A 24,482-nucleotide genomic window follows, 5' to 3' on the forward strand; every position below is an offset into this window, starting at 1 on the left:
CGGTGCAGCTCGGCGCGATCCGACTTGAGCTGGGCTTCGTAGGCCACGGTGCGGACCAGCGGATGATGGAACACATACTCGGGTTGTCGGGTGAATCGGATCTGATCGATGAACTCGCCACCCACCAAGCTCTCAAGGACAGGATCAATCCCCAGCGTTTCCAGTAGCTCCCGGCTGAACCGTGAGCCGATGACAGCGGCTGCGCTCAAGGCGCGCTTGGCCACTGGATCAAGTCGGTCGATCCGGGCGGCGATGGTTGCCTGCAGGGTCGCTGGCACACTGACCTCGCCAACATCGGCGGTCGATTCGTAGGCGCTGCGGTTGCCCCGCAGAACGCCACGCTCGGCCAGGTCGCGCACAATCTCCTCGGCGAAAAACGGGTTTCCGGCGGCCTTCTCGGTGACCATGGTGATCACACCGCCGACCGAGGGGTTCGACCCGAGCAGCTCTGAAACCAGTGCTGCCGTTTCCGGATCACTGAGCGGCCCAAGGGCTATGGTTTGAGCGCCGTGTATTCGAGTGAGCGCCCCCTCATACTCGGGGCGGTAGGTGACCAGCACCAGCGACGGCGTCTGCGGGATCACCGCGAGGAACTCGGCCAGCATCGACTCGCTGACCTCGTCGATCCAGTGCGCGTCCTCAACGACGTAGACCGCCGGGCTTTCGCGGGCCAATGAGGTGGCATTGACCAACGCTGTCAACCGCCGCCGACGAGCATCGGGGTCAATTGCCGGTAAAAGAGCATTCGGGTCGGCGATGCCCAACAGGTCATCAAACAGCGCCAAATCCTCGGGGTCTGCGTCCGGAAGCCGGTCGCGCACTCGATCGCGGGCGGCCTGTGCGTCAAGATCGCCGACACCAAAGGCGGCGCGTAACAGCCGCGCGACGGCATGGAAGGGGAGCTGGCTGGTATGCGACTCGCAGAAGGCGGTGAACACTTCCACACTGCGGTCACTAGCCATCGCCGCAACCTCGCGCACTAGACGGCTTTTACCGATGCCCGGTGATCCCACCACGCCGACCACAGCGCCGTGGCCGTCGATGGCACGCCCCAGCAAGCCTTCAACGGCGGACAGCTCCCACCGCCGACCGACCAGATTCGACTCCGCACGCGTTGCAGAGCGATGCTGTTCTCCCATGCCCAATAGCCGTTGGGCGACGACGGGTTCATCCGCACCCTTGATGCGCACCATCTGCGGTTCACCGAGAGCCGCTGCGCCGTCAACCAGCCGCGCCGTGGACGCGCTGAGCATCACCCCACCCGGCGGAGCGACCGACTCCATCCGCTGAGCCATACCGACCTGCTCACCAACGGCCGTGTATCCGAAAGACCCCGAGCCGATCTCACCGGCGATCACCTCACCGGAATTGAGGCCCACGCGCAGCTCCAAGGCGATGCCGTCGCAGTCTTTGACCTCAGCGGCCAACCGGGCGGTCTCCTCCTGGATGCCCAGCGCGGTCATGCAGGCTCGAACAGCGTGATCCTCCAAGGCCACCGGCGCACCGAACACCGCCATGATGCCGTCCCCAGTGAACTTGTCCACCGTGCCGCCGTACCGCTGAACGATGCCCGCCGCACGGTCAACCAGCCCGGCCATGATCTCGCGCAACCGCTCAGCACCCACCGTCGCCGCGATGTCCATCGAATGCACCACGTCGGCGAACAGCACGGTGACCTGCTTGTACTCCGCCGAGGGGGTGGCCTGCGTGAGTCGTGTACCGCACTCGCTACAGAACTTGGCCGTCGGGCTTGACTGCACGCCGCAGGAACCACAGAACAGTCCCGTCGCGGCCAGTCCACCGCCACCATCCCCGCTGGGATTCACGTCAGTATCGTTTCATGCTGGTCGACGATGTCCGTCATATCGCCGTGCATCTCCGACATGAAGTTTTGAGCCCCTCGAATGTCGTCTCTTTCGAGACGAGGGCATCACGAATGCTTGAACGGTTGGCGCGCCAATGCTGCGGTGGTGAAGTCGAGGATCTGCTGCCGCAAGGCCCACTCGACCACGCGCACGGACAAGACCGTAGGCCGGTCTGTCACCGAGGTGCAGCCCAAGTGTCAAAAGTGTCGCTAGGCCCGCAGGCAAGTGGAGACGATTACGGCCGCCAATATGACGTGACAGGGTGCGCAGGAATTCCTGACCTGCGACGTCATCCCCGAATGCCCTGTGGCACAGGTGTAGTCACGTCGAGCCAAGTGTTCAAATGCACCCGCCGTCTGGGCTGAAAGCGGACTGGGGGAGACCACCACATGGTTCAGCGCAGTACGCCAACTGGTACGCCAACCAGCCCGATTCCGGGGTGTTCGTGGGTGTACGCCGACCTACGCGAAACGCTCGGACCTGCAGAAACTCGACACCGGCGAACACCGACGGACCCATCGCCTGAATCTGGGGGTCAAGTCCTCAGAGGCCCTCGCCGGGTGTCCTCTATCCAGATCACCCTCTGCGTGGCTCTGCGCACAGCAGCGATCCCAGGAACGGGCCTCTGATGCCCCACTGGATCGCCCTGTTGAGCCCCTGCAGTTAAGTAGGGAACAAGTCGTAAAGATCACGCACCGTCGGCGAGCTTAAGAAATAACTATTGCCGGTCCGCAGCCGGTCCGCAGCAGTATCAACGTCGGCCACGATCAGCCAACGTGGGCCAACGCTCTGACCTGTGGGTTGCTTTGGCACTCAACGCAACTAGCGCGTATAAACGCCGAGGTAGCTTCGTTCGGGACGAAGAGGCCGTGGGTTCGAATCCCGCCACCCCGACCAAGAAACGGCAGTTCAGACGCTTATTCAGTAAGGCTATGCGGTTTGCTGCAGCGTACCGGCTACGCTTTTTCTATCAATTTCAACCTATGAATCGCCGTGGTACATTCCCGGACTGTCGTACCCGGTGGTTGTGCGGAGGCTCACGATGGTCAGACGGCAATGGAACGAGTCGGACGAGGCCAAGAGCAGCTACGTCAACGAGCTGTTTTCGGCGCTGGCGAAGCGCTACAACGTGATGACCGATGTATGGACGCTCGGGCTTCATCGCCTATGGAAGCGGCAGGCCATGGAGCTTTGCGCCCTCCGGCCCGGCGAACGAGTGCTGGACGTTGCGACCGGGACGGGCGATCTGGCGTTCCTGGAGGAGGCGGCGGTCGGGCCGGAAGGTCAGGTCGTGGGGGTCGACTCCTGCGCACCGATGCTTGAGGTCGCCCGGGGGCGGCAGCGCGGGGCCGTCGACTTCCAGGAAGGCGATGCCATGGACCTGCGGTTCCCGGATGCGTCGTTCGATGTAGTCACGATCAGCTTCGGGCTGCGCAACGTTGCCGACCGCGACCAGGCGCTGCGCGAGTTCCGGCGCGTCCTGCGGCCGGGCGGCCGGTTGATGGTGCTCGATTTCAGCACGCCGACCTCGAAGATGCTGAAAGCCGTTCACGACCTGTTCTACTTCGGCGTGATGCCGAAGGTGGGCTGGGCCGTGGCCTGGCATCGCGACGCCCATCATTACACCTCCGACTCGATCCGCACCTGGTTGTCGCGGGACGAGCTGAGCAAAGCGATGCTGGAAGCGGGTTTCGTAGATGCCCGCTACATCTCGCTGAGCACCGGGTTCGCAACGGTCCATTTCGGCCTTTAGCATTCCACTGGGGTTGCCAAAGACACTCGGCTACGTCGAGCAGTTCAATATCTATCGGGGTGTGGCGACGCGTGCGTTCCGGCATTGGATTGACCAGATGCCCGTTGGGTTCCACGACGGCCTCTTGATGCCGTTGTCCAATTTTCGGGATGGGACTGGCGCAGACGCCACCCTGGCCGACCCGGCTCTCGCCCAGGGGGCGGACCTTGGCGACCTGAAGAACGATCACAGCCCTGGTTCCTTATGCAGAGACGACGCGTCGCGTAGAGGAGAGCCGTACACTCCTCACTTGCCGCTGAGTAGTTACGGCCCCTCATGTTGCCCGAGCACTGAGCGAAAGGACGGGACGTGCTGCGATGGATCGCCCGGCTGGCGATCACTGCACCACGACGTATCGTCGCCGTCGCAGCGATGGGAATGGTCGCTGTGGGCATCTTCGGCGTGCCGGTCGCCAAGCACCTGTCCGCGGGCGGATTGCAGGACCCGAACTCGGAATCAGCCAAGGCGACGCAGCTGCTGACCGACAAGTTCGGCCAGGGGGACTTGCAGCTGCTGATCACCGTCTCCACACCGGACGGCTTCGACAGCTCATCGGCCCGTGCGACCGGCACACAGATCGTGGATCAATTGCGCCGGTCAACGCATGTCGCGAGTGTCACCTCGGCATGGACCGCGCCACCACTGGCCGCTAATGAGCTAGTCAGCCGGGACGGGAAGTCCGGGCTGATCATCGCCGGCATAACCGGCGGCGATAGTAACGACCAGACGTACGCGAAGACATTGTCTGACCAGGTGGCGCACGACCGCGATGGAATCACCGTCCGTTCTGGCGGGGTCGCTATGCTGAACGCCCAGGTCACCGAGCAATCGCAGCATGACCTGCTGCTGATGGAGTCGATCGCTGTCCCCCTCAGCTTCATGGTGTTGGTCTGGGTGTTCGGCGGGATATTGGCTGCGGCGTTGCCGATAGCAGTTGGCGTGATGGCGATTTTGGGCGCACTGGCAGTCCTGCGCGTGACTAGCTTCATGACCGACGTATCAATCTTCGCGCTGAACTTGAGCACCGCGATGGGCATGGCGCTGGCGATCGACTACACGTTGCTCATGATCAGCCGCTTCCGAGACGCGTTGGCCGACGGGGCGAGCCGAGACGACGCGCTCGTTCAAACCATGGCATCGGCCGGGCGGACCGTGTTGTTCTCCGCAACCACGGTCGCGCTGTCGGTGGCGGTGATGGTCCTTTTCCCGATGCACTTCTTGCGGTCGTTCGCGTACGCGGGTGTCGCCACCGTCGCGTTCGTCGCGGTGGCCGCCGTCGTGGTGACGCCCGCAGCCATCGTGCTGCTCGGGGACCGATTGGATTCGCTGGATGTGCGCCGGCTTGTCCGCCGTGCGCTGGGCCGACCTGAACCGGTGCGCGGTCCTGTCGAGCTGGAGTTCTGGTACCGCTCAACCAGGTTGGTCATGCGTCGCGCTATTTCAATCGGATTGGCCGGGGTTGCGTTGCTGCTGCTCTTTGGTGCGCCGTTCTTTGGTGTGCACTGGGGCATGCCCGACGACCGCGTGCTCCCGACGTCCGCGTCGGCGCACCAGGTGGGCGACCAGTTGCGCACCGAGTTCGCCAACAACTCCGCGACCGCCGTGCCGATCGTCATCACCGACGCCGGCGGCTTAGCGGATGACGAGATCGAGCGATACGCGGCCAATCTCTCTCGGGTACCCTAAGTCCCGGCGGTGTCCGCTTCGACGGGCACGTTCGTTGCTGGGAGTCGTGTAGGACCACCGTCGGCGGCGACCGGACAGGCGCAGGGCAGCAGCTTGCTCACCGTCGACAGTACGACTCCGCTGTTCTCGGACCGTTCGGAGACCCAGCTCGACCGCCTGCACGCCGTTCCCACTCCTGGCGGCAGGCTGGTCGAAATGGCCGGTACTGCCCAGATCAACCGAGACAGCGTCGATGCCATCACGTCCCGGCTGCCGCTGGTGCTCGGCCTCATCGCCATGATCATGCCCGGGCTGCTCTTCCTGCTGACCGGCAGCGTGGTACTTCCTCTGCAAGCCCTGGTGCTCGACGTTCTCTCGCTCTCCGCCGCGTTCGGCACGATGGTGTGGATATTCCAGGACGGGCATCTGGGCGCGCTCGGTACGACGCCCACCGGGACGCTGGTTGCCAACATTCCGGTGCTGCTGTTCTGCATAGCCTTTGGTTTGTCGATGGACTACGAGGTCTTCCTGGTTTCCCGGATCCGAGAGTTCTGGCTGGCGTCGCCGCGGACCGCCGCGGACAACGACGAGAGCGTCGCCCTGGGCGTGGCACGCACCGGCCGGGTCATCACTGCGGCCGCGCTGACCATGTCGATCTCCTTCGCGGCGCTGATGGCTGCGCATGTGTCATTCATGCGGATGTTTGGGCTCGGCCTGACGCTGGCCGTGCTCGCCGACGCCACGCTGGTGCGGCCAGTCTTGGTCCCGGCGTTCATGCATGTGATGGGCAAGTGGAATTGGTGGGCGCCCAAGCCGCTGCTCTGGTTGCACGAACGCCTGGAAACCAGCGACGGTCATACTGCGCGGAAATGGGCGTGGACCCAATCTGTGGAGCGGGGGCGACATCCCCCGCTTCGGTGACGCTGATCGCCGTCGCGGCTCGAACGCGGACACCAACGCAACGACACCCTCGCCAACAACATTGACCGGTTGGTTCGACGTCCAATCCGTGGCGAACGGCCGGAACCCGGAATACGCGACATCCGTCGGGCTTCCGCCAGACACTAAAGTGCAATGGCCGAGGTCGCAGTCATCGGCATAGGCAACCGCCATGGGGACGAGCGCAGCGGCCGCGAGGCCACCAGCAGCCGCACCGAGCTCGCCGCCGTGCCTGTGCCCCAGGGCGAGACGGGGCTGCCGATCGGCAACCCGCAAGACAGCCAATCGGCAACCTAGCGGTCAAGGGCGGGAATCCATTCAGCGCGACATCCGTCGCTTCGTCCAGATCCACTGCGCGACTGCGAGAAACATCGGATGATCGCCGGGTGAAGGTCATTGTCACAGGCGGCAACAGCGGCGTTGGCAAGGCGACCGCCGCGGCACTGGCAGCCGCCGGTCACAGCGTCATGATCGCCTGCCGCACCATGCCGAAAGCTGAGCAAGCCGCCGCCGCGATGGCCGGCGACGTTCAGGTAGCCCACCTCGATCTCGCCGACCTGGCCAGCGTGCGAAAGTTCGCTGATTCGGTGGATGGCGTCGACGTGCTGATCAACAACGCCGGCGTGCTGGGTCTGCCACTGACCCGTACGGCCGACGGATTCGAGGCGCACATGGGCACCAACTACCTCGGTCATTTCGCTTTGACGTGCCTGCTGGGCGACAGGATCAAGGATCGGGTGATCTCGGTGGTCAGCTCGGCCTACGCAATTAGCCGCCTCCACGTCGACGACTTGAACTGGCACACCCGCAAGTACTCGAAGTGGGCGGCCTACGGGGAATCCAAGCTGGCCATCATGCTGTTCAGCCGCGAGCTGGCTCTTCGCGGCGTCCTGACGTACATGACCGATCCGGGTGCGACGGATACCGATATCACCAGGGACACCACCGGTTTGCTGCCCTGGGTGCGGGAACACACCTTCCGCCGGTTTCCTGCGCACAGCGCGGCCACCGGCGCGCGGTCCAGCATTCAAGCGGTTACCGCGGACCTGCCCAGCGGCAGCTATCTCGCGCCGCGCTTCAGCCAGTGGGGCAAGCCACGGGTGACCAGACTGCGTAAGAAGGCGCGCGACCCGGCGATGGCACGCCGTTTGTGGGAGTTGTCGGTCGAGCTGACCGGCTGCGACTGGCAGAACAGCGACGCGGGGTAGGTTTCCGGCAGGCGTTTGACAGGTGTGGCTTCGCGGGTAAACCGCTGCGTGACCCACGCACCGACGACAATCGAACCTCAGCTGCCTGCTGCATACGGGCCGCTGTCGATGGCCGTCCGGTGCAGTCTCACCGAACCGGCGCCTCGCGATCAACTGACTCGCATCGGCGCCTCTGTGCGCGACTCTGATCCTTACGGGCTTGATCTGCAGCTGGCGCTCTACATGTGCTACGAGCTGCACTACCGGGGTTTCGCCGGCGTCGACCCCACCTGGGAATGGAATCCCGGTTTACTGCATCTGCGTGCGCAATTGGAGCGGGCTTTTCTGGCCGGAGTGCGTCGCGACGTTGGCGGCATCGAACCCGGCCATACCGCCGAAACTGAAATGGATGCCCTCTCAGTCGAATCCGTCGGTGGGACGGGCCCGTCGTATTGGCTGCGCGACGGCGGAACATGGGAACAGATGCGCGAGTATTTCGTGCACCGATCGCTGTACCACCTCAAGGAGGGTGATCCACACGCCTGGGCCATTCCACGTCTGACCGGCCAGGCCAAGGCGTCGTTCGTCGCGGTTGAATTCGACGAATACGGAGCCGGGCGCGGCCCGCATGCCCACCAGCAGTTGTTCGCCGACTTGTTGACCGCCGCGGGCCTGGATCCGACCTATCTTGCTTACCTTGACGGGGTCCCCGCCGAGTCGTTGGCGGTGGTGAACCTGATGTCGTTGTTCGGCTTGCATCGGCAGTTACGCGGAGCGGCCATCGGACATTTCGCAGCTACCGAAATCACCTCTCCGCCCGGCTCGCGCCGGTTGGTCGAGGCGCTGCAGCGGCTGGCCGCGCCGCAGGAGTGTGTCACGTTCTACCGCGAGCACGTCGAGGCCGACGCGGTACACGAGCAGGTGGTACGCGTCGACGTGGTGGGCGATCTCGTCGCCCGTGAACCGCTACTGGACCCCGATGTGGTGTTCGGAATCCGTGCCCACGCTGTCGTAGAGGATCGGCTTGCCGACGTCATCATGGCGGCGTGGAAGGCCGGGGAAACGTCGTTACGACGATCGCCGGGCTGAGCGCCGGGGAGGTCGGCAACGCCGATGGCTGGTGTCGCACAACGGATAGTTCTTACTGCGCCGACACGTGCAGATAGCCACCATGAACCGGTCGGATTCCACGACGTTGCCGTCGGGCGTCTCGATCCGCACCGGCCCGGATACCAACACCGGCCCGTTGGGTATCAGTTGTACCCGAGTGCGATCGGTCATGGCTTGTTCGCCCGGATCACCACTAGTTCTTCGGTCCGGCAGCATTTTTGGATCCGTCCAGTAGCTTCTAGCCAGCCCGCCCGCGCCGACAACACCGGCCCGAACGGAACCCATTGGGAAGCAATGACTTCAGCATCCAGACCCGTTGATCGCAATGTATTTATTGACTTTTCGATACCAGATAAGGCTGACTGCACCAGCAACATGGAGCCACCGTCGGCCAGCAAGCTCGACGCCGACCTGCACAGCGGATCCAGCACAATACGCCCGTCGATGCCCGCATCCCAGGCCCACGCCGGGCCCGCCGCAAGTGGGATCACCCTGTGATCGGGGACCGGTGGTGTGGGCACGTACGGCGGATTGGCCACGACCACCTCGAATGGCGCTAAATCCATTGCACCCAGCCATGATCCCTCGCGGACATCGACATCGACACCGACACCGGCGCGAATGGCATTACCGCGTGAGCACCGCACAGCGCGCGGGCAAATGTCGAATGCGGTCACGCTCGCCGCTCCGAGCGCGGCCGCCGCGATCGCGACGACGCCGCTGCCTGTGCACAGATCCAACACCCGTCGTCCTTGGGCCAGCTCGGCCCGTTCCAAAGTGTCGATGAGCAACAAAGAGTCGTGTTGTGGCGGGTAAACACCGTCGACATCCAGTGAATCGCGCGGTGCAGTGTAGGCGATGGTCACGTCGGCCTTCCGAGGTCGTGATCGCCGTGGCGATCACGGCTCTGGCTGATTCATGCCCACAAACCAGGCCCTCGAAACCGGATTGGCCAGCGAAGTAGTTAGGCGCGCCGGCGCATGGTCGGGTTAGAGGCGGTCCTTGACCGCCGCGGACAACCGGGCCCCGTCGGCCTTGCCCGCCGCCAGCGCGGTGGCGGCCTTCATCACCATGCCCATCTGCTTCATGCCCGGCCGCTCGCCCAACTGCTCGGCCACCTGCGCCATGGCGGTGTCGACGACCTCAGCCAGCTCGGCTTCACTGAGCGGGGTTGGCAGATACTCGTCAATGACCCGTGCTTCGGCGTGCTCGTTGGCCGCGAGCTCGCCGCGACCGTTCTGGGTGTAGATCTCCGCTGCCTCGTTGCGCTTCCTAGACTCCCGGGCCAGCACCTTGAGGACCTCGTCGTCGGAGAGTTCCCGCGCCTCCTTGCCGGAGACCTCCTCAGTCTGGATTGCGGCCAACAGCATGCGCAACGTCGCGGTACGCAACTTGTCCTGCGTCTTCATCGCATCGGTTAGATCTGCCCGCAACCGGGACTTGAGTTCCGCCATAGCTGAGACGCTACGCGCCGCACCACCTTCAGACAGCGACCCGCGCGCGTCGCGGGACGTTGAGAAATGATCCGGCGGTCGACAGTATGGGAGCCATGATCCGCGCCGGCGACAATCTAGCGAGCAGCGATGAGGTGGGGCCACCACCCGCTCGCGAGGGCGAGCGGCGCTCATGACCGACGACGACAGCTCCACCTGGTGAGCGCGCCGCCGCCCGATTACGCGGATTACCCAGATCAGGATTATCCGCCGCTCGGTTACCGTCCCCCCGCGTACCCACCGCCTGGGTATCCGTCATGGGGTTATCCGCCGCCGGATTACAGTCCCTATCCGCCGCCGGGTTACGGTCCCTACCCGCCGCCGGTTTACCGTTCCTACCCGCCGCCGGGCTACCCGCCGCCCAGCCACCCCGGTCCGCCACCGGGTTACCCGCCTGCCCCCGGTTATGCCTTCCCGTCCGGCTATGGCAGGCCGCCACCGCAGGCCTTTGGGACACTCAAGCCCGGGATAATCCCGTTGCGACCGTTGAGCCTCAGCGACATCTTCAATGGCGCGGCCGCCTACATTCGGGCCAACATCAGGGCCACCTTGGGGCTGACCGCGATCGTCGTGGTGAGTACCGAGATCGTCTCGTTGATCGCCGCCGTCGGACCCTTGGCTGCTGCCAGCCGGCTAAGGACAGCCCCGCCCGAGGAACTCACCGGCGGTGACGTGGTCGCCTGGCTGCTGTCAGCGGGGCTTACCGGCATCGTCGGCTGGCTGGCCGGCGTCCTGCTCAGCGGCATGCTCACGGTCGTTGTGGGCCGGGCGGTGTTCGGTTCAACAATCGGACCCGGCGAGACATGGGCCAAGGTTCGTGGTCGGCTGCCCGTATTGATCGGGCTGGTGGCGCTGGAGTTCGTTGGGCTGATATTGCTGAGCGGCCTGGTGGGGTTGATCATCGCAGCGATCGGCGCCGCCGGCAGCTCAGCGGCGGCCGTACTCATCGGTGTGCCCTTGGTGCTGGTGTCGATAGCGGCGGTGGTCTACTCCTACACAATGCTGTCGTTCGCGCCGGTGCTGATAGTGCTGGAGCGGCTGCCGGTGATAGACGCGATCACGCGGTCATTTACGTTGGTCCGCAACAGTTTTTGGCGAGTGCTCGCCATCCGGGTGCTGACTTGGGTGGTGGTGGTTTTGATCGCCGGTGCGGTGGCGGCGCCGTTCAACTTCATCGGTCACCTGCTGATCGGACCCAGCGGCCCATCGCTGATCGGCGCGATAGTGGGGGCAGTCGGATCGGCGATCGGCCGAATCATTACTGATCCATTCAGCGCCGGCGTCGTGGTCTTGCTGTACACGGACCGCCGGATCCGCGCCGAGGCATTCGATCTGGTCTTGCAGACCGGCGCCGCCGGCGGAGCCGCGGCGACTGCTTCCACCGACTACCTCTGGCTGACGCGGCCGGTGTAAGGACCAGCTGAGGATGCCCGCCATCGACATCGACCACGATGCCGCACACCAGGCCGCCCAACGCGAACTCGACAAACCGATCTATCCCAAAGCGTCGCTGAGCCAGCGGGTGCATGAATGGATCCACGACTTGCTGTTTCGCCTTCTTGAAAAAGGCTCTTCCGTGCCGGGTGGATGGTTGACCCTCAGCGTGCTGTTCACCTTGCTGATTGTCGCGATAGTGATCGGCATCCGCGTCGCCCGGCGCACCATCCGCACTCATCACGGTGGCGACTATCAACTATTCGATACCGCGCAGCTCAGCGCTGACCAGCATCGCGCCATTGCGGAGCGCTTTGCCGCCGAGGGCAATTGGACTGCGGCAATTCGACATCGGCTGCGTGCAGTGGCCCGCGGTCTCGAGGAGACCCGGATCCTGGACCCGGTTCCCGCCCGCACCGCGAACGAACTCGCCCGCGATGCCGGCGCCTGCATACCTCACTTGGAGTCCGAATTATTGCAAGTCGCAATGGCATTCAACGACGTCACCTACGGCGAAACACCGGGAACACCGGCTGCCTATCAGACGTTTGTCGACCTCGATGACCACCTGCGATTCCGGTCCGCCACCGGCCGGCCCGGGGTGGATCAGCCCGCCACAGTCGACTCGTGGGCACCGGTTCGATGACCGTCGCCAGCAGGGTCATCCCGGTGCGCCAACGGAGGTCATGGCGTTGGATGCTACTCGTGCTGGCCGCCGTCTGCGCCGTCGCCGCGATCGGCACGTACCTGACCGCACCACGTCCGGGCGGGCGGATGGACCCGGCATCGACTGGACCTGACGGCGCGCACGCGCTGGTCACCCTGCTGCGGGACCGTGGCGTCACCGTTGTTCTTGCTACCCGCGTCGCCGAAGCGGAAAGCGCAACTGGCTCAGGAACGCTGCTGCTGTTCGCCCAGACCCAGCGCGTCACCAACGATTCACTGCTTCACCGGCTGGCCGCCACGTCAGGCGATCTGCTGCTGGTTGAGCCGACCTCGCACGCCCGCGCCGCCCTCGCCCCAGGTATCCGCAGCAGCGGCGCCAGCGTGCGCGACACCAAGCCGAATTGTGCGCTGCGGGAAGCGGACCGGGCTGGATCGGTGGATTTCGGGCCCTCCAACACCTACAGCGCTGTCGGTGACCGGGCGGTCACCAGCTGCTACGGCGGAGCGCTGGTGCGCTACCGCGACGGCGAACGCACCGTGACAGTGGTCGGCGGCACCGACTTCATGACCAACGGAGGCCTGTTGCAGGCTGGCAACGCCGCGCTGGCAATGAACCTTGCCGGCCAGGACTCCCGCCTGGTGTGGTACGCACCGCAGCGGGTCGAAGGCGAATCATCGGGTTCGACAACAATCTTCGGCCTGATCCCGGACAACGTCATCTGGATGGTTCTGCAGCTGTGGCTGGCAGTGTTACTGGTCGCTTTATGGAAGGGTCGTCGACTCGGTCCGCTGGTCGCCGAGGAACTGCCCGTGGTAGTGCGCGCGTCGGAGACGGTCGAGGGCCGCGGCCGGTTGTACCGGTCGCGGCGAGCCCGCGATCGCGCGGCGCAAGCACTGCGCGCTGCGACCCTGCAGCGACTGCTGCCCCGGCTCGGCCTGGGCGTCGACACATCGTCGCCTGCAGTGGTGATCGCCGTTGCGCAGCGCAGCGGATCTCAGCCAGAGTCAGTGCGGCATATATTGTTTGGCCCATCACCGGCTACCGATGCGGACTTAGTACAGCTTGCCCGTGCACTCGACGACATCGAAAGGCAGGTCGCACAAACATGACTGACTCGCGCCTCACCTCGGCTCAGCCGCCGGTCGCGGAATCGGCGCGGCATGCGTTGCTGGCGTTGCGCGGCGAGATCGGCAAGGCCGTCGTCGGGCAGGACGCGGTGATCACCGGGTTGGTGATCGCGTTGCTATGCCGCGGCCACGTGTTGCTCGAAGGTGTTCCGGGCGTGGCGAAGACGCTGCTGGTTCGTTCCCTGGCCGCGGCACTGCAACTGGAGTTCAAGCGCGTCCAGTTCACGCCGGACCTGATGCCCGGCGATGTCACCGGATCACTGGTCTACGACACTCGCACCGCCGCGTTCGTCTTCCGCAGCGGCCCGGTTTTCACTAATCTCATGCTGGCCGATGAGATCAACCGCACGCCACCCAAGACTCAGGCGGCCCTGCTGGAGGCGATGGAAGAACGTCAGGTCAGTGTGGACGGCGAACCGAGGGCGCTGCCTGACCCGTTTATCGTCGCCGCGACGCAGAACCCGATCGAATACGAGGGCACCTATCAGTTGCCAGAGGCACAGCTGGACCGGTTCCTGCTGAAACTGACTGTGCCACTGCCGCCGCGCGATGCCGAAATCGCCATCCTTCGCCGCCACGCGCACGGCTTCGATCCGCGCGACTTGTCCGCGATCCGTCCCGTGGCCGGGCCGACCGAGCTGGCGGCGGGCCGTGACGCGGTGCGTCGGGTACTTGTCGCCGACGAGGTGCTGGGTTACATCGTCGACATCGTCAGCGCGACCCGTCACTCGCCGGCGCTGCAACTCGGTGTCTCACCGCGCGGCGCAACCGCATTGCTCGCCACCGCGCGGTCGTGGTCGTGGCTCTCCGGACGCCATTACGTCACGCCCGACGACGTGAAGGCGATGGCCCGGCCGACGCTACGCCACCGGGTGATGCTTCGGCCGGAGGCAGAGTTGGAGGGCGCCACACCCGATGGCGTACTCGACGGCATTTTGGCCTCGGTCCCGGTGCCACGCTAGTGATCCTGACCGGGCGCACCGGGCTGATTGCACTCATCTGCGCTCTGCCAATCGCGCTATCAGCCTGGCCGGCAACATCTTTTCTGGTGCTGCTGATGGTGCTGGCCGTAGGGGTGATCGCCGACATCGGTTGGGCTGCGAGCCCATCCCAATTGCAGTACACCCGCATGCACAACGGCTCGGTGCGGCTGGGCGAAGCGGTGAATACCGGTCTGCTGATTCACAATGCCGGCCGGCGGCGGTTCCGCGGACAGGTTCGCGACGCCTGGGCTCCCAGTGCACGCGCCGAGCCGGCCAGCCACGCCGTCGACATCGCCGCCGGGCAGGTGCAGCGCGTGGACACCTGCCTGCGGCCGGTCCGCCGCGGTGATCAGCGCTCGGCGGCGGTCACTGCGCGGTCTATCGGCCCACTGGGCTTGGCGGGGCGGCAGCGATCGCGTCCGGTGCCCGGCCAGGTCCGGGTGCTGCCGCTGTTCTTGTCGCGAAAGCATCTGCCGTCGCGTCTGGCCAAACTCCGGGAGATCGACGGCCTGCTGCCGACCTTGACCCGCGGGCAGGGCACCGAATTCGACTCGCTGCGAGAGTATGTCGTCGGTGACGATGTCCGCTCAATCGACTGGCGGGCAACCGCCCGTCGGGCCGACGTCGTCGTGCGGACGTGGCGGCCCGAACGTGACCGGCGCGTCGTCATCGTGCTCGACACCGGACGCACGGCTGCCGGCCGTGTCGGTGTCGATCCGACAGCCAGCGATCCAAGCGGTTGGCCACGGCTCGATTGGTCGATGGACGCCGCTCTGCTGCTGGCGGCGCTCGCCTCGCGAGCCGGTGACCATGTCGACTTCATGGCGCACGACCGGGTGACCCGGGCCGGCGTGTTCGGCGCTTCACGAACTGACCTGCTGGCCCGCCTGGTCGACGCAATGGCTCCGTTGCAACCGACGCTGATCGAATCTGATTTCACCGCAATGGTTTCCGCTGTCATCCGCCGGACGCGGCGGCGGGCGCTGGTGGTGCTGCTGACCGATCTCAACGCGAGCGCTCTCGACGAGGGGCTGCTGCCGGTACTGCCCCAGCTGTCGGCCAAGCATCGGGTGCTCATCGCCGCGGTCGCCGACCCGCGCGTCGACCAGCTGGCTGCCGGGCGCGCCGATGTGGCCGCGGTGTACGACGCGGCGGCCGCCGAACACTCGCGGAACGACCGACAGGTAATCGCTTCGCGGCTTCGGCACGGCGGAGTGGAGGTGATCGACGCACCGCCCACCGAACTCGCGCCGGCACTGGCCGACCGTTACCTGGCGATGAAAGCTACCGGCCGGCTCTAACTCAGCGGGTTGGCACCACGTCCGGCGCATCGGCGATATCGCCGGTGTCGCCGGCGCGAACCGCGCGCCGACCGAAGTACACGATGTACGTCAAAAAGCCCGCCTCGGCCAGGATTCCGATGCCGATCCGCAGGAATGTCGGCAACGGCGACGGGGTGACTAACGCCTCGATGGCACCGGAGATGAGCAGCACAACAACCAACCCGACGACGACCGCAACGACAGCACGGCCCTGCTCGGCAAGCACCTGTCCCCGCGGGCGATCACCCGGCGAGATCACCGCCCACCCCAGTCGCATGCCCGCGGCAGCCGCCAGAAACACCGCCGTCAGCTCCAAAAGACCATGCGGGATAAGCAACCCCAACATCACGCCACCCTTACCGGCCTGCAGCATCAGCCCGGCCACGACGCCGAGGTTGGCGGCGTTGGCGAACAGCACAAAGGGGATCGGCACACCCAGCACGACCGAGAACGCAATGCACTTGGCGGCCACCCAGGAATTGTTGACCCAGACGTGCAGCCCGAACGCAGCTGCGGAGTGCTCACTGTAATACGAGGCGAACTCATGGTTGACCAATTCGTCTATCTCGCTTGGTGTTCCGATGGTGGACTGCACCTCCGGGCTGCCGATTACCCACACCGCGATAACCGTCGCGACGGCGAAGAACACCACCGCCGTCGCCAGCCACCACCGCCAGGCGCGGTAGGCGACCACCGGAAATGACACCGTCCAAAACCGGACGAATTCGCGAGACAGCGGGGCGTGAGCACCGGTTACCGCGGCCCGGGCGCGGGCCACCAGACTCGAAAGGCTGCCGACCAGGGCTGAATCTGACGACGCCGAGCGCAGCATCGACAAGTGCGTCGACACCCGCTGGTAGAGCTCGACGAGTTCGTCGATCTCAGCGCCCGTCAACTGCCGGCGATGTTTCACCAATCGTTCGAGGCGATCCCAGGTGTCGCGGTGAGCAAGCACGAACGCGTCGACATCCATTACTCGGAGCCTAGCGTTGCGGGCAAACTCTGGGCATGCTGACGCAGCGCAGGCCGGCGTCTGACAAGCCGGGTAGCGTTCGCAGTATGCCAGAAGTGGTGACCGGGGACGCGGTGGTGCTCGACGTGCCGATCGCTCAACTGCCGATGCGCGCAGTCGGCGCCCTGATCGACATCGCGGTCATCGTCATCGGCTATCTGGTGGCGCTGATGTTGTGGGCGGCCACGCTGAGCGAATTCGACGAGGCCGTGACCGCGGCGATCATGATCATCTTCACCGTGCTGGTGTTCGTCGGATATCCCCTCGTCTTCGAAACCGCAACGCGTGGTCGCTCGGTGGGCAAGATGGTGATGGGACTGCGGGTGGTGTCGGACGACGGCGGCCCGGAGCGCTTCCGCCAGGCGCTGTTTCGCGCACTGGCGTCCGTCGTCGAGATCTGGATGTTGTTGGGCAGCCCCGCGGTGATCTGCAGCATGCTCTCGCCGAAAGCCAAACGGATCGGAGATATCTTCGCGGGCACGGTGGTGATCAGCGAACGCGGGCCCAAGTTGGGGCCACCGCCGGTGATGCCACCGCCGTTGGCTTGGTGGGCTGCGTCGCTGCAGCTGTCCGGGCTAGGCGCCGAGCAAGCCGAAGTTGCGCGCCAATTCCTCTCCCGTGCATCGCAGCTCGATCCGCAGCTACGCGATCAGATCGCCTACCGGATCGCCGGGGACGTGCTGAGTCGGGTCGCCCCTCCGCCGCCGCCCGGAACCCCGCCGCAACTCGTTTTGGCCGCGGTGTTGGCCGAACGACACCGCCGGGAACTTGCACGGTTACGGCCCTCTCCGAATGGGCAGGCACCATGGCCACCCGCCGAGCCTTCGGGACCACCATCGACCGGAGGCTTTTCGCCGCCCCGCTAGGTACAAATGTTGACGCGAGCTACTGCGCGACCGTGACGGCCAGGATGGTGATGTCGGTAGCCAACAGTGCCAACGCGAAGACCGGCGCCACGATGCCCCATCGACGCCGCGCGGTGAAGAAGGAAACGATGACCGTCAGCGCGGCCACCACCGGGGCGCCGTAGAGCAGCACGTCAGGGCTGATCCCGTTGGGCCCGAGGTGCTGGCATGGCTTTTCGCTGCAGGCGGCAGTGCTCATCACGGCGCCGACCCAATAGATCACGACAAACGCTGCGCCCAGCACTGTCAACAGCGCCAGCGCCCAGTTCACCCATAACCGCAGGCGCGTCCTGCGATGGGGACCGCCGCTCGGGGCGGGTTGATTGTCAGGGTCAACACCGACATCGATCTTCAGATCGCGGTTTTCTTCGTTCATCACTGGGTGTGCTTACCCGCTGCGTCTAGCCACAAACCCCTGGTCAAACGCCGTGCCGAAAACTCAACGTTGCATCACGATAGTTTTCGATATATCGTCATCGTATCGGTGGCGCATTCGGTGCCACCTTTCCAGAAACGAGAAGATATATGCACAACCCATTCCCCCATGAAGGCGGGCCGTTCCCCGGGGGCCCCGGCGCCCAGGGCTTCGGCTTCCACCCGCATGCACGGCGTGCCCTTCACGAACAGCGTAGGCAGGCCCGGCGCGAGTTCCGCGACTCCGTCCGCGGTCACGACGCCGGCCACGACGGGCCGTTCGGCCCGGGCTTCGGGCCCGGTTTCGGGCCCGGTTTCGGCCGGGCTTTCGGTCCCGGCGGATTCGGCTTCGGCCCCGGCCCGCGCGGTAGGCGCCGTGGCGGATCTAGTCACCGCGGCCGCCGTGGCGACGTCCGCGCCGCCATCCTGGTGCTGCTGGCCGAGCGGCCGATGCACGGCTACGAGATGATCCAGGAAATCGCCGAACGCAGCCAGGACCTGTGGCGACCCAGCCCCGGCTCGGTCTACCCGACCCTGCAACTGCTGGTCGACGAGGGGCTGATCATCGGCACGGAAACCGAAGGCAGCAAAAAGCTCTTCGAGTTGACCGACGCCGGCAAAGCTGCCGCCGAGAAAGTCGAGACGCCGCCGTGGGACGAGATCGCCGACGGTGTCGATCCCGCGCATCTGAACCTGCGGGCTGCCGTCGGGCAGCTGTTCGGCGCCGTGGCGCAATCCGCTCACGCTGCCAGTACTGAGCAGCAGCAACGCATCATCGAGATCGTCAACAACGCTCGCCGCGAGATCTACACGATCCTCGGCCAAGACGACTGATCGTCGTCACGCGAGCAGACGCAAAAGCCCCCGCTCGCCCGGCGTGTCGGGGGCCTTTGCGTCTGCTCGCCAGAACTCAGGACACCTCGACCCAATCCAGGGTGCGCTGCACGGCTTTGCGCCAGCCCGCATATCCTGCGGAGCGCTCGTCATCGCTCCACCTCGGCGTCCACCGCTTGCCCTCCTGCCAATTAGTCCGCAGGTCGTCCGGGTCTGCCCAGAAGCCGACCGCCAGACCTGCCGAATACGCCGCCCCCAACGCGGTAGTCTCTGCGACCACCGGCCGCACCACGTCGACACCCAGTACGTCGGCCTGGATCTGCATGCACAACTCGTTGGCGGTGATCCCGCCGTCGACCTTCAACACCTCAAGGCGCACACCCGAATCGGCTTGCATCGCGTCGACCACGTCGCGGCTCTGGTAACAGATGGACTCCAGTGTCGCCCGGGCCAAATGCGCATTGGTGTTATAACGGGACAGCCCCACGATCGCGCCACGAGCGTCGGAGCGCCAGTACGGTGCGAACAAACCGGAAAACGCCGGAACGAAGTACACCCCACCGTTGTCATCGACCTGCCGGGCCAGTGCCTCGCTCTGCGCAGCTCCGCTGATGATGCCCAACTGGTCGCGCAGCCATTGCACCGCCGAGCCGGTCACCGCGATCGAACCTTCAAGGGCGTAAACAGGTTTGGCGTCGCCGAACTGGTAGCACACCGTCGTCAGCAGACCGTTGCGGGACCGAACGATCTGCTCGCCGGTGTTGAGCAGCAGAAAATTTCCGGTGCCGTAGGTGTTCTTGGCCTCCCCGGGGTCCAGGCATACCTGGCCGACCATCGCCGCGTGCTGGTCACCGAGAATCCCGGTGATCGGCACCTCACCGCCGAGCGGTCCCGTCTCCACCGTGACGCCGAACGGCTGGCGCGGCGAAGACGCCGCAATCGACGGCAGCATCGCGCGCGGGATGTCGAAAAAGGACAGCAACTCGTCGTCCCAGTCCAGCGTCTCCAAATCCATCAGCATGGTTCTGCTGGCGTTGGTGACATCGGTGAGATGCACCCCGCCGCGGGGACCTCCGGTCAGATTCCACAGCAGCCACGTGTCCGAGGTGCCGAACAAGGCGTCACCGTCCTCGGCTGCTGACCGCACCCCCTCGACGTTCTCCAGGATCCATTGCAGCTTGCCGCCGGAGAAGTACGTTGCAGGCTGCAGACCGGCCTTCCGCCGGATCACGTCGCCGCGGCCGTCGCGGTCCAATGCCGACGCGATGCGGTCGGTGCGGGTGTCCTGCCAGACGATCGCGTTGCAGTACGGTCGGCCGGTGCGGCGGTTCCACACCAGCGTCGTCTCCCGCTGATTCGTGATCCCCAGCGCAACAATATCTTTCGCCGACAGGTTGGTCGCATTAAGCACTGACATGAGGGCCGAGGTGGTGCGCTCCCAGATTTCGATCGGATTGTGCTCGACCCAGCCGGCGCGCGGCAGAATCTGCTCATGCTCGAGCTGATGGCGGCCCACTTCAGTGGCGTCGTGGTCGAAGATCATGCAGCGGGTGCTGGTGGTGCCCTGGTCGATCGAAGCGATGAATTCGGCCAATTGCTTTTCCTCCGCGGGACGGCGGCGATCGAGCTGTCGCAGCGCTGACAATACGCTCGACTTTCACGACGCCGGTGCCCCGACGCTTGCGCAGCTCTTCCTAAACCGGTTGCATCGGCGGTGTGGGCGAAGAGGTCAAGCGGACCACCTACGACCGGGTACACCGGCAGGAGTACCGCCGCAAGGTGCAGTTGTGCCTGGACGTCTTCGAAACGATGCTTTCGCAGGCCAGCTTCGAATTCGATCGGCCCCTGACCGGGATGGAAATCGAGTGCAACCTGGTCGATGACGACTATCAGCCGGCAATGTCGAATCAGGACGTCCTGGCCGCCATCGCCGACCCTGCCTACCAGACCGAATTAGGCGCCTACAACATCGAATTCAACGTGCCGCCGCGAGAGCTGGGAGGGCACACCGGGGTCGAATTGGAAGCCGAGGTGCGGGCTAGTTTGAATGCCGCGGAGGCCAAGGCCGACGCCGGCGGCGCCCACATCGTCATGATCGGGATTCTGCCGACGCTGATGCCCGAGCACCTCACCGGCGGATGGATGAGTCAGTCGAGCCGCTACGCGGCCCTCAACGAATCCATCTTCAACGCGCGCGGCGAGGACATCCAGATCGACATCAGCGGACCGGAGCCACTCAGTGTGAACTCGGCGTCCATCGCTCCCGAATCGGCTTGCACCAGCACGCAATTGCATCTGCAAGTGTCGCCCGACGATTTCGCCGCGAACTGGAACGCCGCGCAGGTGCTGGCCGGGCCGCAGTTGGCGCTCGGGGCGAACTCGCCGTACTTCTTCGGTCATCAGCTATGGTCCGAAACTCGGATCGAACTGTTCGCGCAGTCCACCGATACCCGGCCCGATGAGCTCAAAACCCAGGGCGTGCGGCCGCGGGTGTGGTTCGGTGAACGCTGGATCACGTCGATCTTCGACCTGTTCGAAGAGAACGTTCGCTACTTCCCGTCCTTGCTGCCGGAGGTGTCCGACGAGGATCCGGTCGCCGAACTCGCCGCCGGACGCACCCCTCAACTGTCGGAGTTACGTCTGCACAACGGCACCGTGTACCGGTGGAACCGGCCGGTGTACGACGTCGTGGAAGGCCGGCCGCATCTGCGGGTAGAGAATCGCGTGCTGCCGGCCGGTCCGACCGTCATCGATATGCTGGCCAACTCCGCCTTCTACTACGGCATGTTGCGCACGCTGTCCGAAGAGGATCGTCCGCTGTGGACCAAGATGAGCTTCGCTGCGGCGCAACAGAATTTCGTCGACGCCGCCCGCCACGGCATGCAGGCAAGCCTGTACTGGCCGGGATTGGGTGCGGTAAGCACCGAGGAACTGGTGCTCACCGCACTGCTGCCGATGGCGCACGACGGACTGCAGCGGTGGGGCGTCGCGAGCGAGGCGCGGGACCGGTTTCTCGGCGTCATCGAGGGCCGTGCCCGCACCGGACGCAACGGCGCGGTCTGGCAGGTGTCGACCGTGCGCGGGCTACAACAACGCGGATTGTCGCGAGCCGCAGCGCTGGCGGAGATGCTGCGGCGTTACTGCGAGCACATGCACACCAACGAGCCGGTGCACACCTGGGACACGGCAGCCGGTTAGGCGCCCAGACCCGCCGCGTCGACCACCGCCCAGATCACTTCGGGGTGCTGGATATCGCTGTGCGCGCCGCTGAAGGGCGACTGGATTGCGCAGATGACAGCGTTGGCGTCCAGGCGGTAGAAGCAACCGGTTTTGAAGCCGTAGGGCTTTCCCTGCGGCGCCAGCGGGGACGAGGGAATAGTGAAGTCGCGGTGCAATTTAGCGACTGCGCTGGCCGTCAAGGTGTCGTGAGTGGCGAAATGCGGGTGTGTTGCGTCGATGCCGGAATCGAGTACCGCCCATACGATTCCCGCGCCGGCGGAGCCGAAAGTGCGGATGGCTGCGTCGCCTTTGATGGTGCTCACCGAGCGGTCCAGATGCGCACTCAACACCAGATCCGGCCAAACTCGGTAGATGAGCCCGAGGCCGCGCTGCCCGTCGGCGTCTCCCCCGCGCACCAACTCGGTGATCTCGTCTGGTGTGAGCACGCACCGCACGTAATGGCGAGCCACCGGCACCGGCTGCGGTGGTCCTGTGGTGCCGAAAACATCTTTGAACAATCTGTTGAAGCGCCGGCGGACGGTTGGCGGACTCGCGCCGCGGTCTAAGCGAAGCTCGATCAGCACCACGCGCCGGTCTTGGGCGTCGACGAGGAGCATGCGTTCCGCGCCGGGTGGAGCAGTTTGGGTGTCGCCCATAACAAATGGGCTGACGACTGACGTACGTCGAGGACCGAGTGGCGGTTGAACGGTGGTCACGCTAACCAGTCTTGCCGCCGTCGATGTGCAGGCACCAACCAAGTCTGCCCGCGGTGAGCAACCTCACGCATGAATTACGACGAAACCGGTTCGATTGTCCAGATGTCATCGGCTACCTTCATTTGACCCTCCTGAAGTCGAAGACTGGTGTGTCGACGCTAAGGCGATCGCCGAAGAGCGGCACGGGTAGTGCACTACTTATTTTCTGCGAGTAAGCGAGCTCAGTGCTGATATCTCGTTCTCTGTTAGTTCTTCAGATCCTTCGACACGATCTTCCCGAGCTCGTCTCGGTCGGTGACGTCAAGCTTGACGCAGGCCCGGTAGATGTGGCCTTCAACGGTACGAACCGAGACCGTCAGCCGTTCGGCGATCTCCCGGTTCGAGAGCCCTGCGGCGATGAGCGAGGCGATCTCTCGCTCGCGGGACGTCACAGGCAGAGGTTGCGCTGCGGACCTGATCGCCGGCGTTACCGCTCCGCCGCATTGCGCGGCCAGCCGCAAAGCCCGCGCTGCCGATTCAGAACTATCGCGTCGCCGCCCGTCGTGATCGTGCCGCACCGCGGCCTGAGCAGCCGCATCCGCGGCTGACAGCATCAAGCCCGCCTCTTCGAAATCCGCGCTAGCCGCGTCCAGGGCCGCACCGTCGAGGTCGGCCACCGCCGCGGCGTGGCGCGCGTATAAACCCACCAGCCGTCCACCGACATGTTCGGTGAGTGCCGCCAGTCGCGTTGCCACGGTGCGGTCGCCAAAACGTGCCGCGTGATGCAGCGCTTCTGCTTCTACGGCGTGTTGACCCGACCGGTGTGCGAGATCAGCAGCCGTGCAAGCAAGTTCAATCGCCAGACGCTCGCCGCCGGTTGCTGCCGCGAGCCAGGACTGGGCGACCATCCGCTGCGGTTCGTGCAGGGCCATCGACCGGCCGGTGTGTTCCTGGCAGTCCTCCAGCACCCGCTCGGCCTGCTCCGGGCTGCCCAACGCGGCGTAGGCCCTGGCTAAGAGCAGCCGTGCAGGCAACAACCACGGCAGGGGGTCCTCGGCGTTGAGCGCCGCGAGCGCCTGCTCGAGCGACGACACAGCGTCCGGGAACTTGCCGCGATAGGTCGCGACAAGACCCGCCATGACCTTTGCGATGCCCCAACCCAAAAACTGCCCGACGGAGGAGAATTCGGCGTATTCGGCTACACGTCGATCGGCCAGATCGAATTCGCCGATGGCGGCCAGGGCGTGCACGTCGCAATAACGTACCATCACCCGGATCATGCCGTCGGTGGCCTTCTGATCCGCACGGCACCTGGCCGCGATCGGTTCGAAGTCGCCGCCGCGGCCGGCGACCGGCATAGCCATTCCCGCACCGAAAGCGGCAAAGTCAATAGCCTGTTTGGGGGCGTGCGGGTCTGCCAGGACCCGTTCGGCTTCCGCGATTCCGTCGGCAACTCTGTTCTGGTGCACTGCTATTGCCGACTCGGTCGCCGCCACCACCAGCTTCAGGCTTGGATGCGTCACCCGCTTTCGCAGCAGTGCCAACACCTCGCCCGCTCGTGCGACGTCATCCATCGACCAGAACAGAATCGAAAGGTGGGGAATGCCCCACTGGACGAGCTGCAGCTCATCGAGGCTCTCGGGCTCAAACTTGGTGAGAATCTCGTTGGCCTGCACCGGATGGCCTTGCCACAACAGCGCCCGCGATAGCAGCTCAGCTTCTTGAACTCCACCTCCGAGCTCGTACGCCGCCCGCGCGATCCGTTCACCGAGCGGCAGGTTCGACAAAAACATCGCATCCTTGGCGGCGGCGACCAGCA

General features: G+C 65.1%; 20 protein-coding genes and 2 pseudogenes. 13 read left to right on the forward strand and 9 right to left on the reverse strand.

What is annotated here, in order from left to right; all coding sequences use genetic code 11:
- On the reverse strand, positions 1-1,643 hold a 1,643-nt coding region (locus ACLQI9_RS32645), incomplete at its 3' end, for an ATP-binding protein (RefSeq protein ID WP_442392879.1).
- Between the two features lie 1,264 nt (positions 1,644-2,907).
- On the opposite strand from ACLQI9_RS32645, the gene ACLQI9_RS32650 reads away from it, so the two are divergent.
- The 5 genes and pseudogenes from ACLQI9_RS32650 to ACLQI9_RS32670 all read left to right on the forward strand — a co-directional run bounded on the left by ACLQI9_RS32650 (position 2,908) and on the right by ACLQI9_RS32670 (position 8,537).
- The gene (locus ACLQI9_RS32650; protein ID WP_442381029.1) at positions 2,908-3,618 is read left to right on the forward strand and encodes a class I SAM-dependent methyltransferase; all 711 of its coding nucleotides are present in this window, start codon (positions 2,908-2,910) and stop codon (positions 3,616-3,618) included.
- A 348-nt stretch (positions 3,619-3,966) separates the two neighbouring features.
- Positions 3,967-6,243: pseudogene (locus tag ACLQI9_RS32655) on the forward strand (MMPL family transporter).
- A 153-nt stretch (positions 6,244-6,396) separates the two neighbouring features.
- A complete protein-coding gene (locus tag ACLQI9_RS32660) occupies positions 6,397-6,558 on the forward strand; it encodes a hypothetical protein (RefSeq protein WP_442381031.1) in 162 nt (53 codons plus the stop codon).
- Between the two features lie 89 nt (positions 6,559-6,647).
- Entirely contained in the window at positions 6,648-7,469 is an 822-nt protein-coding gene (locus ACLQI9_RS32665) for an SDR family NAD(P)-dependent oxidoreductase (RefSeq protein WP_442381033.1), read from the forward strand.
- Between the two features lie 108 nt (positions 7,470-7,577).
- On the forward strand, positions 7,578-8,537 hold the full coding sequence (locus tag ACLQI9_RS32670; RefSeq protein WP_442392881.1) for an iron-containing redox enzyme family protein: 960 nt from the start codon (positions 7,578-7,580) through the stop codon (positions 8,535-8,537).
- Here ACLQI9_RS32670 and ACLQI9_RS32675 read toward each other — a convergent pair.
- From ACLQI9_RS32675 to ACLQI9_RS32685, 3 genes are all read right to left on the reverse strand, one after another.
- Positions 8,517-8,729, reverse strand: a complete 213-nt coding sequence (locus ACLQI9_RS32675; RefSeq protein WP_442381035.1) for a CDGSH iron-sulfur domain-containing protein — start codon at positions 8,727-8,729, stop codon at positions 8,517-8,519. The two genes, ACLQI9_RS32670 and ACLQI9_RS32675, sit on opposite strands and share 21 nt — an antisense overlap.
- Positions 8,726-9,424: a HemK2/MTQ2 family protein methyltransferase gene (locus tag ACLQI9_RS32680; RefSeq protein WP_442381037.1), complete on the reverse strand. Its 699-nt coding sequence runs from the start codon at positions 9,422-9,424 to the stop codon at positions 8,726-8,728. Before ACLQI9_RS32680 ends, ACLQI9_RS32675 begins: the two co-directional genes overlap by 4 nt.
- 123 nt (positions 9,425-9,547) lie before the next feature.
- The gene (locus ACLQI9_RS32685; protein WP_442381039.1) at positions 9,548-10,012 is read right to left on the reverse strand and encodes a GatB/YqeY domain-containing protein; all 465 of its coding nucleotides are present in this window, start codon (positions 10,010-10,012) and stop codon (positions 9,548-9,550) included.
- 195 nt (positions 10,013-10,207) lie between these two features.
- On the opposite strand from ACLQI9_RS32685, the gene ACLQI9_RS32690 reads away from it, so the two are divergent.
- Genes ACLQI9_RS32690 through ACLQI9_RS32710 form a run of 5 tightly spaced genes read left to right on the forward strand, consistent with a single transcriptional unit; the run spans position 10,208 to position 15,563 of the window.
- Positions 10,208-11,464, forward strand: coding sequence for a hypothetical protein (locus tag ACLQI9_RS32690; RefSeq protein WP_442381056.1), 1,257 nt, complete (start codon positions 10,208-10,210; stop codon positions 11,462-11,464).
- Between the two features lie 13 nt (positions 11,465-11,477).
- On the forward strand, positions 11,478-12,131 hold the full coding sequence (locus ACLQI9_RS32695; protein ID WP_442392871.1) for a DUF4129 domain-containing protein: 654 nt from the start codon (positions 11,478-11,480) through the stop codon (positions 12,129-12,131).
- A complete protein-coding gene (locus tag ACLQI9_RS32700; RefSeq protein ID WP_442381058.1) occupies positions 12,128-13,261 on the forward strand; it encodes a DUF4350 domain-containing protein in 1,134 nt (377 codons plus the stop codon). The genes ACLQI9_RS32695 and ACLQI9_RS32700 overlap by 4 nt, the downstream gene beginning before the upstream one ends.
- Positions 13,258-14,241, forward strand: a complete 984-nt coding sequence (locus ACLQI9_RS32705; RefSeq protein WP_442381043.1) for an AAA family ATPase — start codon at positions 13,258-13,260, stop codon at positions 14,239-14,241. Before ACLQI9_RS32700 ends, ACLQI9_RS32705 begins: the two co-directional genes overlap by 4 nt.
- Positions 14,241-15,563 (forward strand): DUF58 domain-containing protein, encoded by a 1,323-nt coding sequence (locus ACLQI9_RS32710; protein ID WP_442381045.1) that lies wholly within the window; start codon positions 14,241-14,243, stop codon positions 15,561-15,563. The genes ACLQI9_RS32705 and ACLQI9_RS32710 overlap by 1 nt, the downstream gene beginning before the upstream one ends.
- Position 15,564: 1 nt before the next feature.
- On the opposite strand, the gene ACLQI9_RS32715 is transcribed toward ACLQI9_RS32710, so the two are convergent.
- Positions 15,565-16,557, reverse strand: coding sequence for a stage II sporulation protein M (locus tag ACLQI9_RS32715; RefSeq protein WP_442381047.1), 993 nt, complete (start codon positions 16,555-16,557; stop codon positions 15,565-15,567).
- Positions 16,558-16,643: 86 nt separating this feature from the next.
- Between ACLQI9_RS32715 and ACLQI9_RS32720 the strand changes: the two genes are divergently transcribed.
- Positions 16,644-17,462: an RDD family protein gene (locus ACLQI9_RS32720; protein ID WP_442392873.1), complete on the forward strand. Its 819-nt coding sequence runs from the start codon at positions 16,644-16,646 to the stop codon at positions 17,460-17,462.
- 19 nt (positions 17,463-17,481) lie between these two features.
- Here ACLQI9_RS32720 and ACLQI9_RS32725 read toward each other — a convergent pair whose 3' ends face one another.
- Positions 17,482-17,877 carry a hypothetical protein gene (locus ACLQI9_RS32725; protein WP_442381051.1) on the reverse strand — a complete coding sequence of 132 codons (396 nt, stop codon included), beginning with the start codon at positions 17,875-17,877 and terminating at the stop codon, positions 17,482-17,484.
- A 149-nt stretch (positions 17,878-18,026) separates the two neighbouring features.
- Between ACLQI9_RS32725 and ACLQI9_RS32730 the strand changes: the two genes are divergently transcribed.
- The gene (locus tag ACLQI9_RS32730) at positions 18,027-18,749 is read left to right on the forward strand and encodes a PadR family transcriptional regulator (protein ID WP_442392875.1); all 723 of its coding nucleotides are present in this window, start codon (positions 18,027-18,029) and stop codon (positions 18,747-18,749) included.
- 76 nt (positions 18,750-18,825) lie between these two features.
- Here ACLQI9_RS32730 and glpK read toward each other — a convergent pair whose 3' ends face one another.
- Entirely contained in the window at positions 18,826-20,385 is a 1,560-nt protein-coding gene (gene glpK / locus ACLQI9_RS32735) for a glycerol kinase GlpK (protein WP_442377415.1), read from the reverse strand.
- Between the two features lie 80 nt (positions 20,386-20,465).
- Here glpK and ACLQI9_RS32740 point away from each other — a divergent pair, with 80 nt between their 5' ends.
- A complete protein-coding gene (locus ACLQI9_RS32740) occupies positions 20,466-21,947 on the forward strand; it encodes a glutamate--cysteine ligase (RefSeq protein ID WP_442377412.1) in 1,482 nt (493 codons plus the stop codon).
- Here ACLQI9_RS32740 and ACLQI9_RS32745 read toward each other — a convergent pair.
- Together ACLQI9_RS32745 and ACLQI9_RS32750 are read right to left on the reverse strand one after the other, a co-directional pair.
- Positions 21,944-22,111, reverse strand: a pseudogene (locus tag ACLQI9_RS32745) (serine/threonine protein kinase); the annotation flags it as partial. The gene ACLQI9_RS32740 and the pseudogene ACLQI9_RS32745 overlap by 4 nt on opposite strands.
- An 818-nt stretch (positions 22,112-22,929) precedes the next feature.
- On the reverse strand, positions 22,930-24,482 hold a 1,553-nt coding region (locus tag ACLQI9_RS32750), incomplete at its 5' end, for a helix-turn-helix transcriptional regulator (protein ID WP_442392877.1).

Source organism: Mycobacterium sp., from assembly GCF_052143115.1.
Classification (GTDB): Bacteria; Actinomycetota; Actinomycetes; order Mycobacteriales; family Mycobacteriaceae; genus Mycobacterium.

What these genes read in the sequence shown, in the direction of transcription:
- ACLQI9_RS32650 (WP_442381029.1), top strand. Translation starts at nt 2,908, where the DNA reads ATGGTCAGACGGCAATGGAACGAGTCGGACGAGGCCAAGAGCAGCTAC.
- ACLQI9_RS32660 (WP_442381031.1), top strand. Translation starts at nt 6,397, where the DNA reads ATGGCCGAGGTCGCAGTCATCGGCATAGGCAACCGCCATGGGGACGAG.
- ACLQI9_RS32670 (WP_442392881.1), top strand. Translation starts at nt 7,578, where the DNA reads ATGGCCGTCCGGTGCAGTCTCACCGAACCGGCGCCTCGCGATCAACTG.
- ACLQI9_RS32675 (WP_442381035.1), bottom strand. Translation starts at nt 8,729, where the DNA reads ATGACCGATCGCACTCGGGTACAACTGATACCCAACGGGCCGGTGTTG.
- ACLQI9_RS32685 (WP_442381039.1), bottom strand. Translation starts at nt 10,012, where the DNA reads ATGGCGGAACTCAAGTCCCGGTTGCGGGCAGATCTAACCGATGCGATG.
- ACLQI9_RS32695 (WP_442392871.1), top strand. Translation starts at nt 11,478, where the DNA reads ATGCCCGCCATCGACATCGACCACGATGCCGCACACCAGGCCGCCCAA.
- ACLQI9_RS32700 (WP_442381058.1), top strand. Translation starts at nt 12,128, where the DNA reads ATGACCGTCGCCAGCAGGGTCATCCCGGTGCGCCAACGGAGGTCATGG.
- ACLQI9_RS32705 (WP_442381043.1), top strand. Translation starts at nt 13,258, where the DNA reads ATGACTGACTCGCGCCTCACCTCGGCTCAGCCGCCGGTCGCGGAATCG.
- ACLQI9_RS32715 (WP_442381047.1), bottom strand. Translation starts at nt 16,557, where the DNA reads ATGGATGTCGACGCGTTCGTGCTTGCTCACCGCGACACCTGGGATCGC.
- ACLQI9_RS32720 (WP_442392873.1), top strand. Translation starts at nt 16,644, where the DNA reads ATGCCAGAAGTGGTGACCGGGGACGCGGTGGTGCTCGACGTGCCGATC.
- ACLQI9_RS32725 (WP_442381051.1), bottom strand. Translation starts at nt 17,877, where the DNA reads ATGAACGAAGAAAACCGCGATCTGAAGATCGATGTCGGTGTTGACCCT.
- ACLQI9_RS32730 (WP_442392875.1), top strand. Translation starts at nt 18,027, where the DNA reads ATGCACAACCCATTCCCCCATGAAGGCGGGCCGTTCCCCGGGGGCCCC.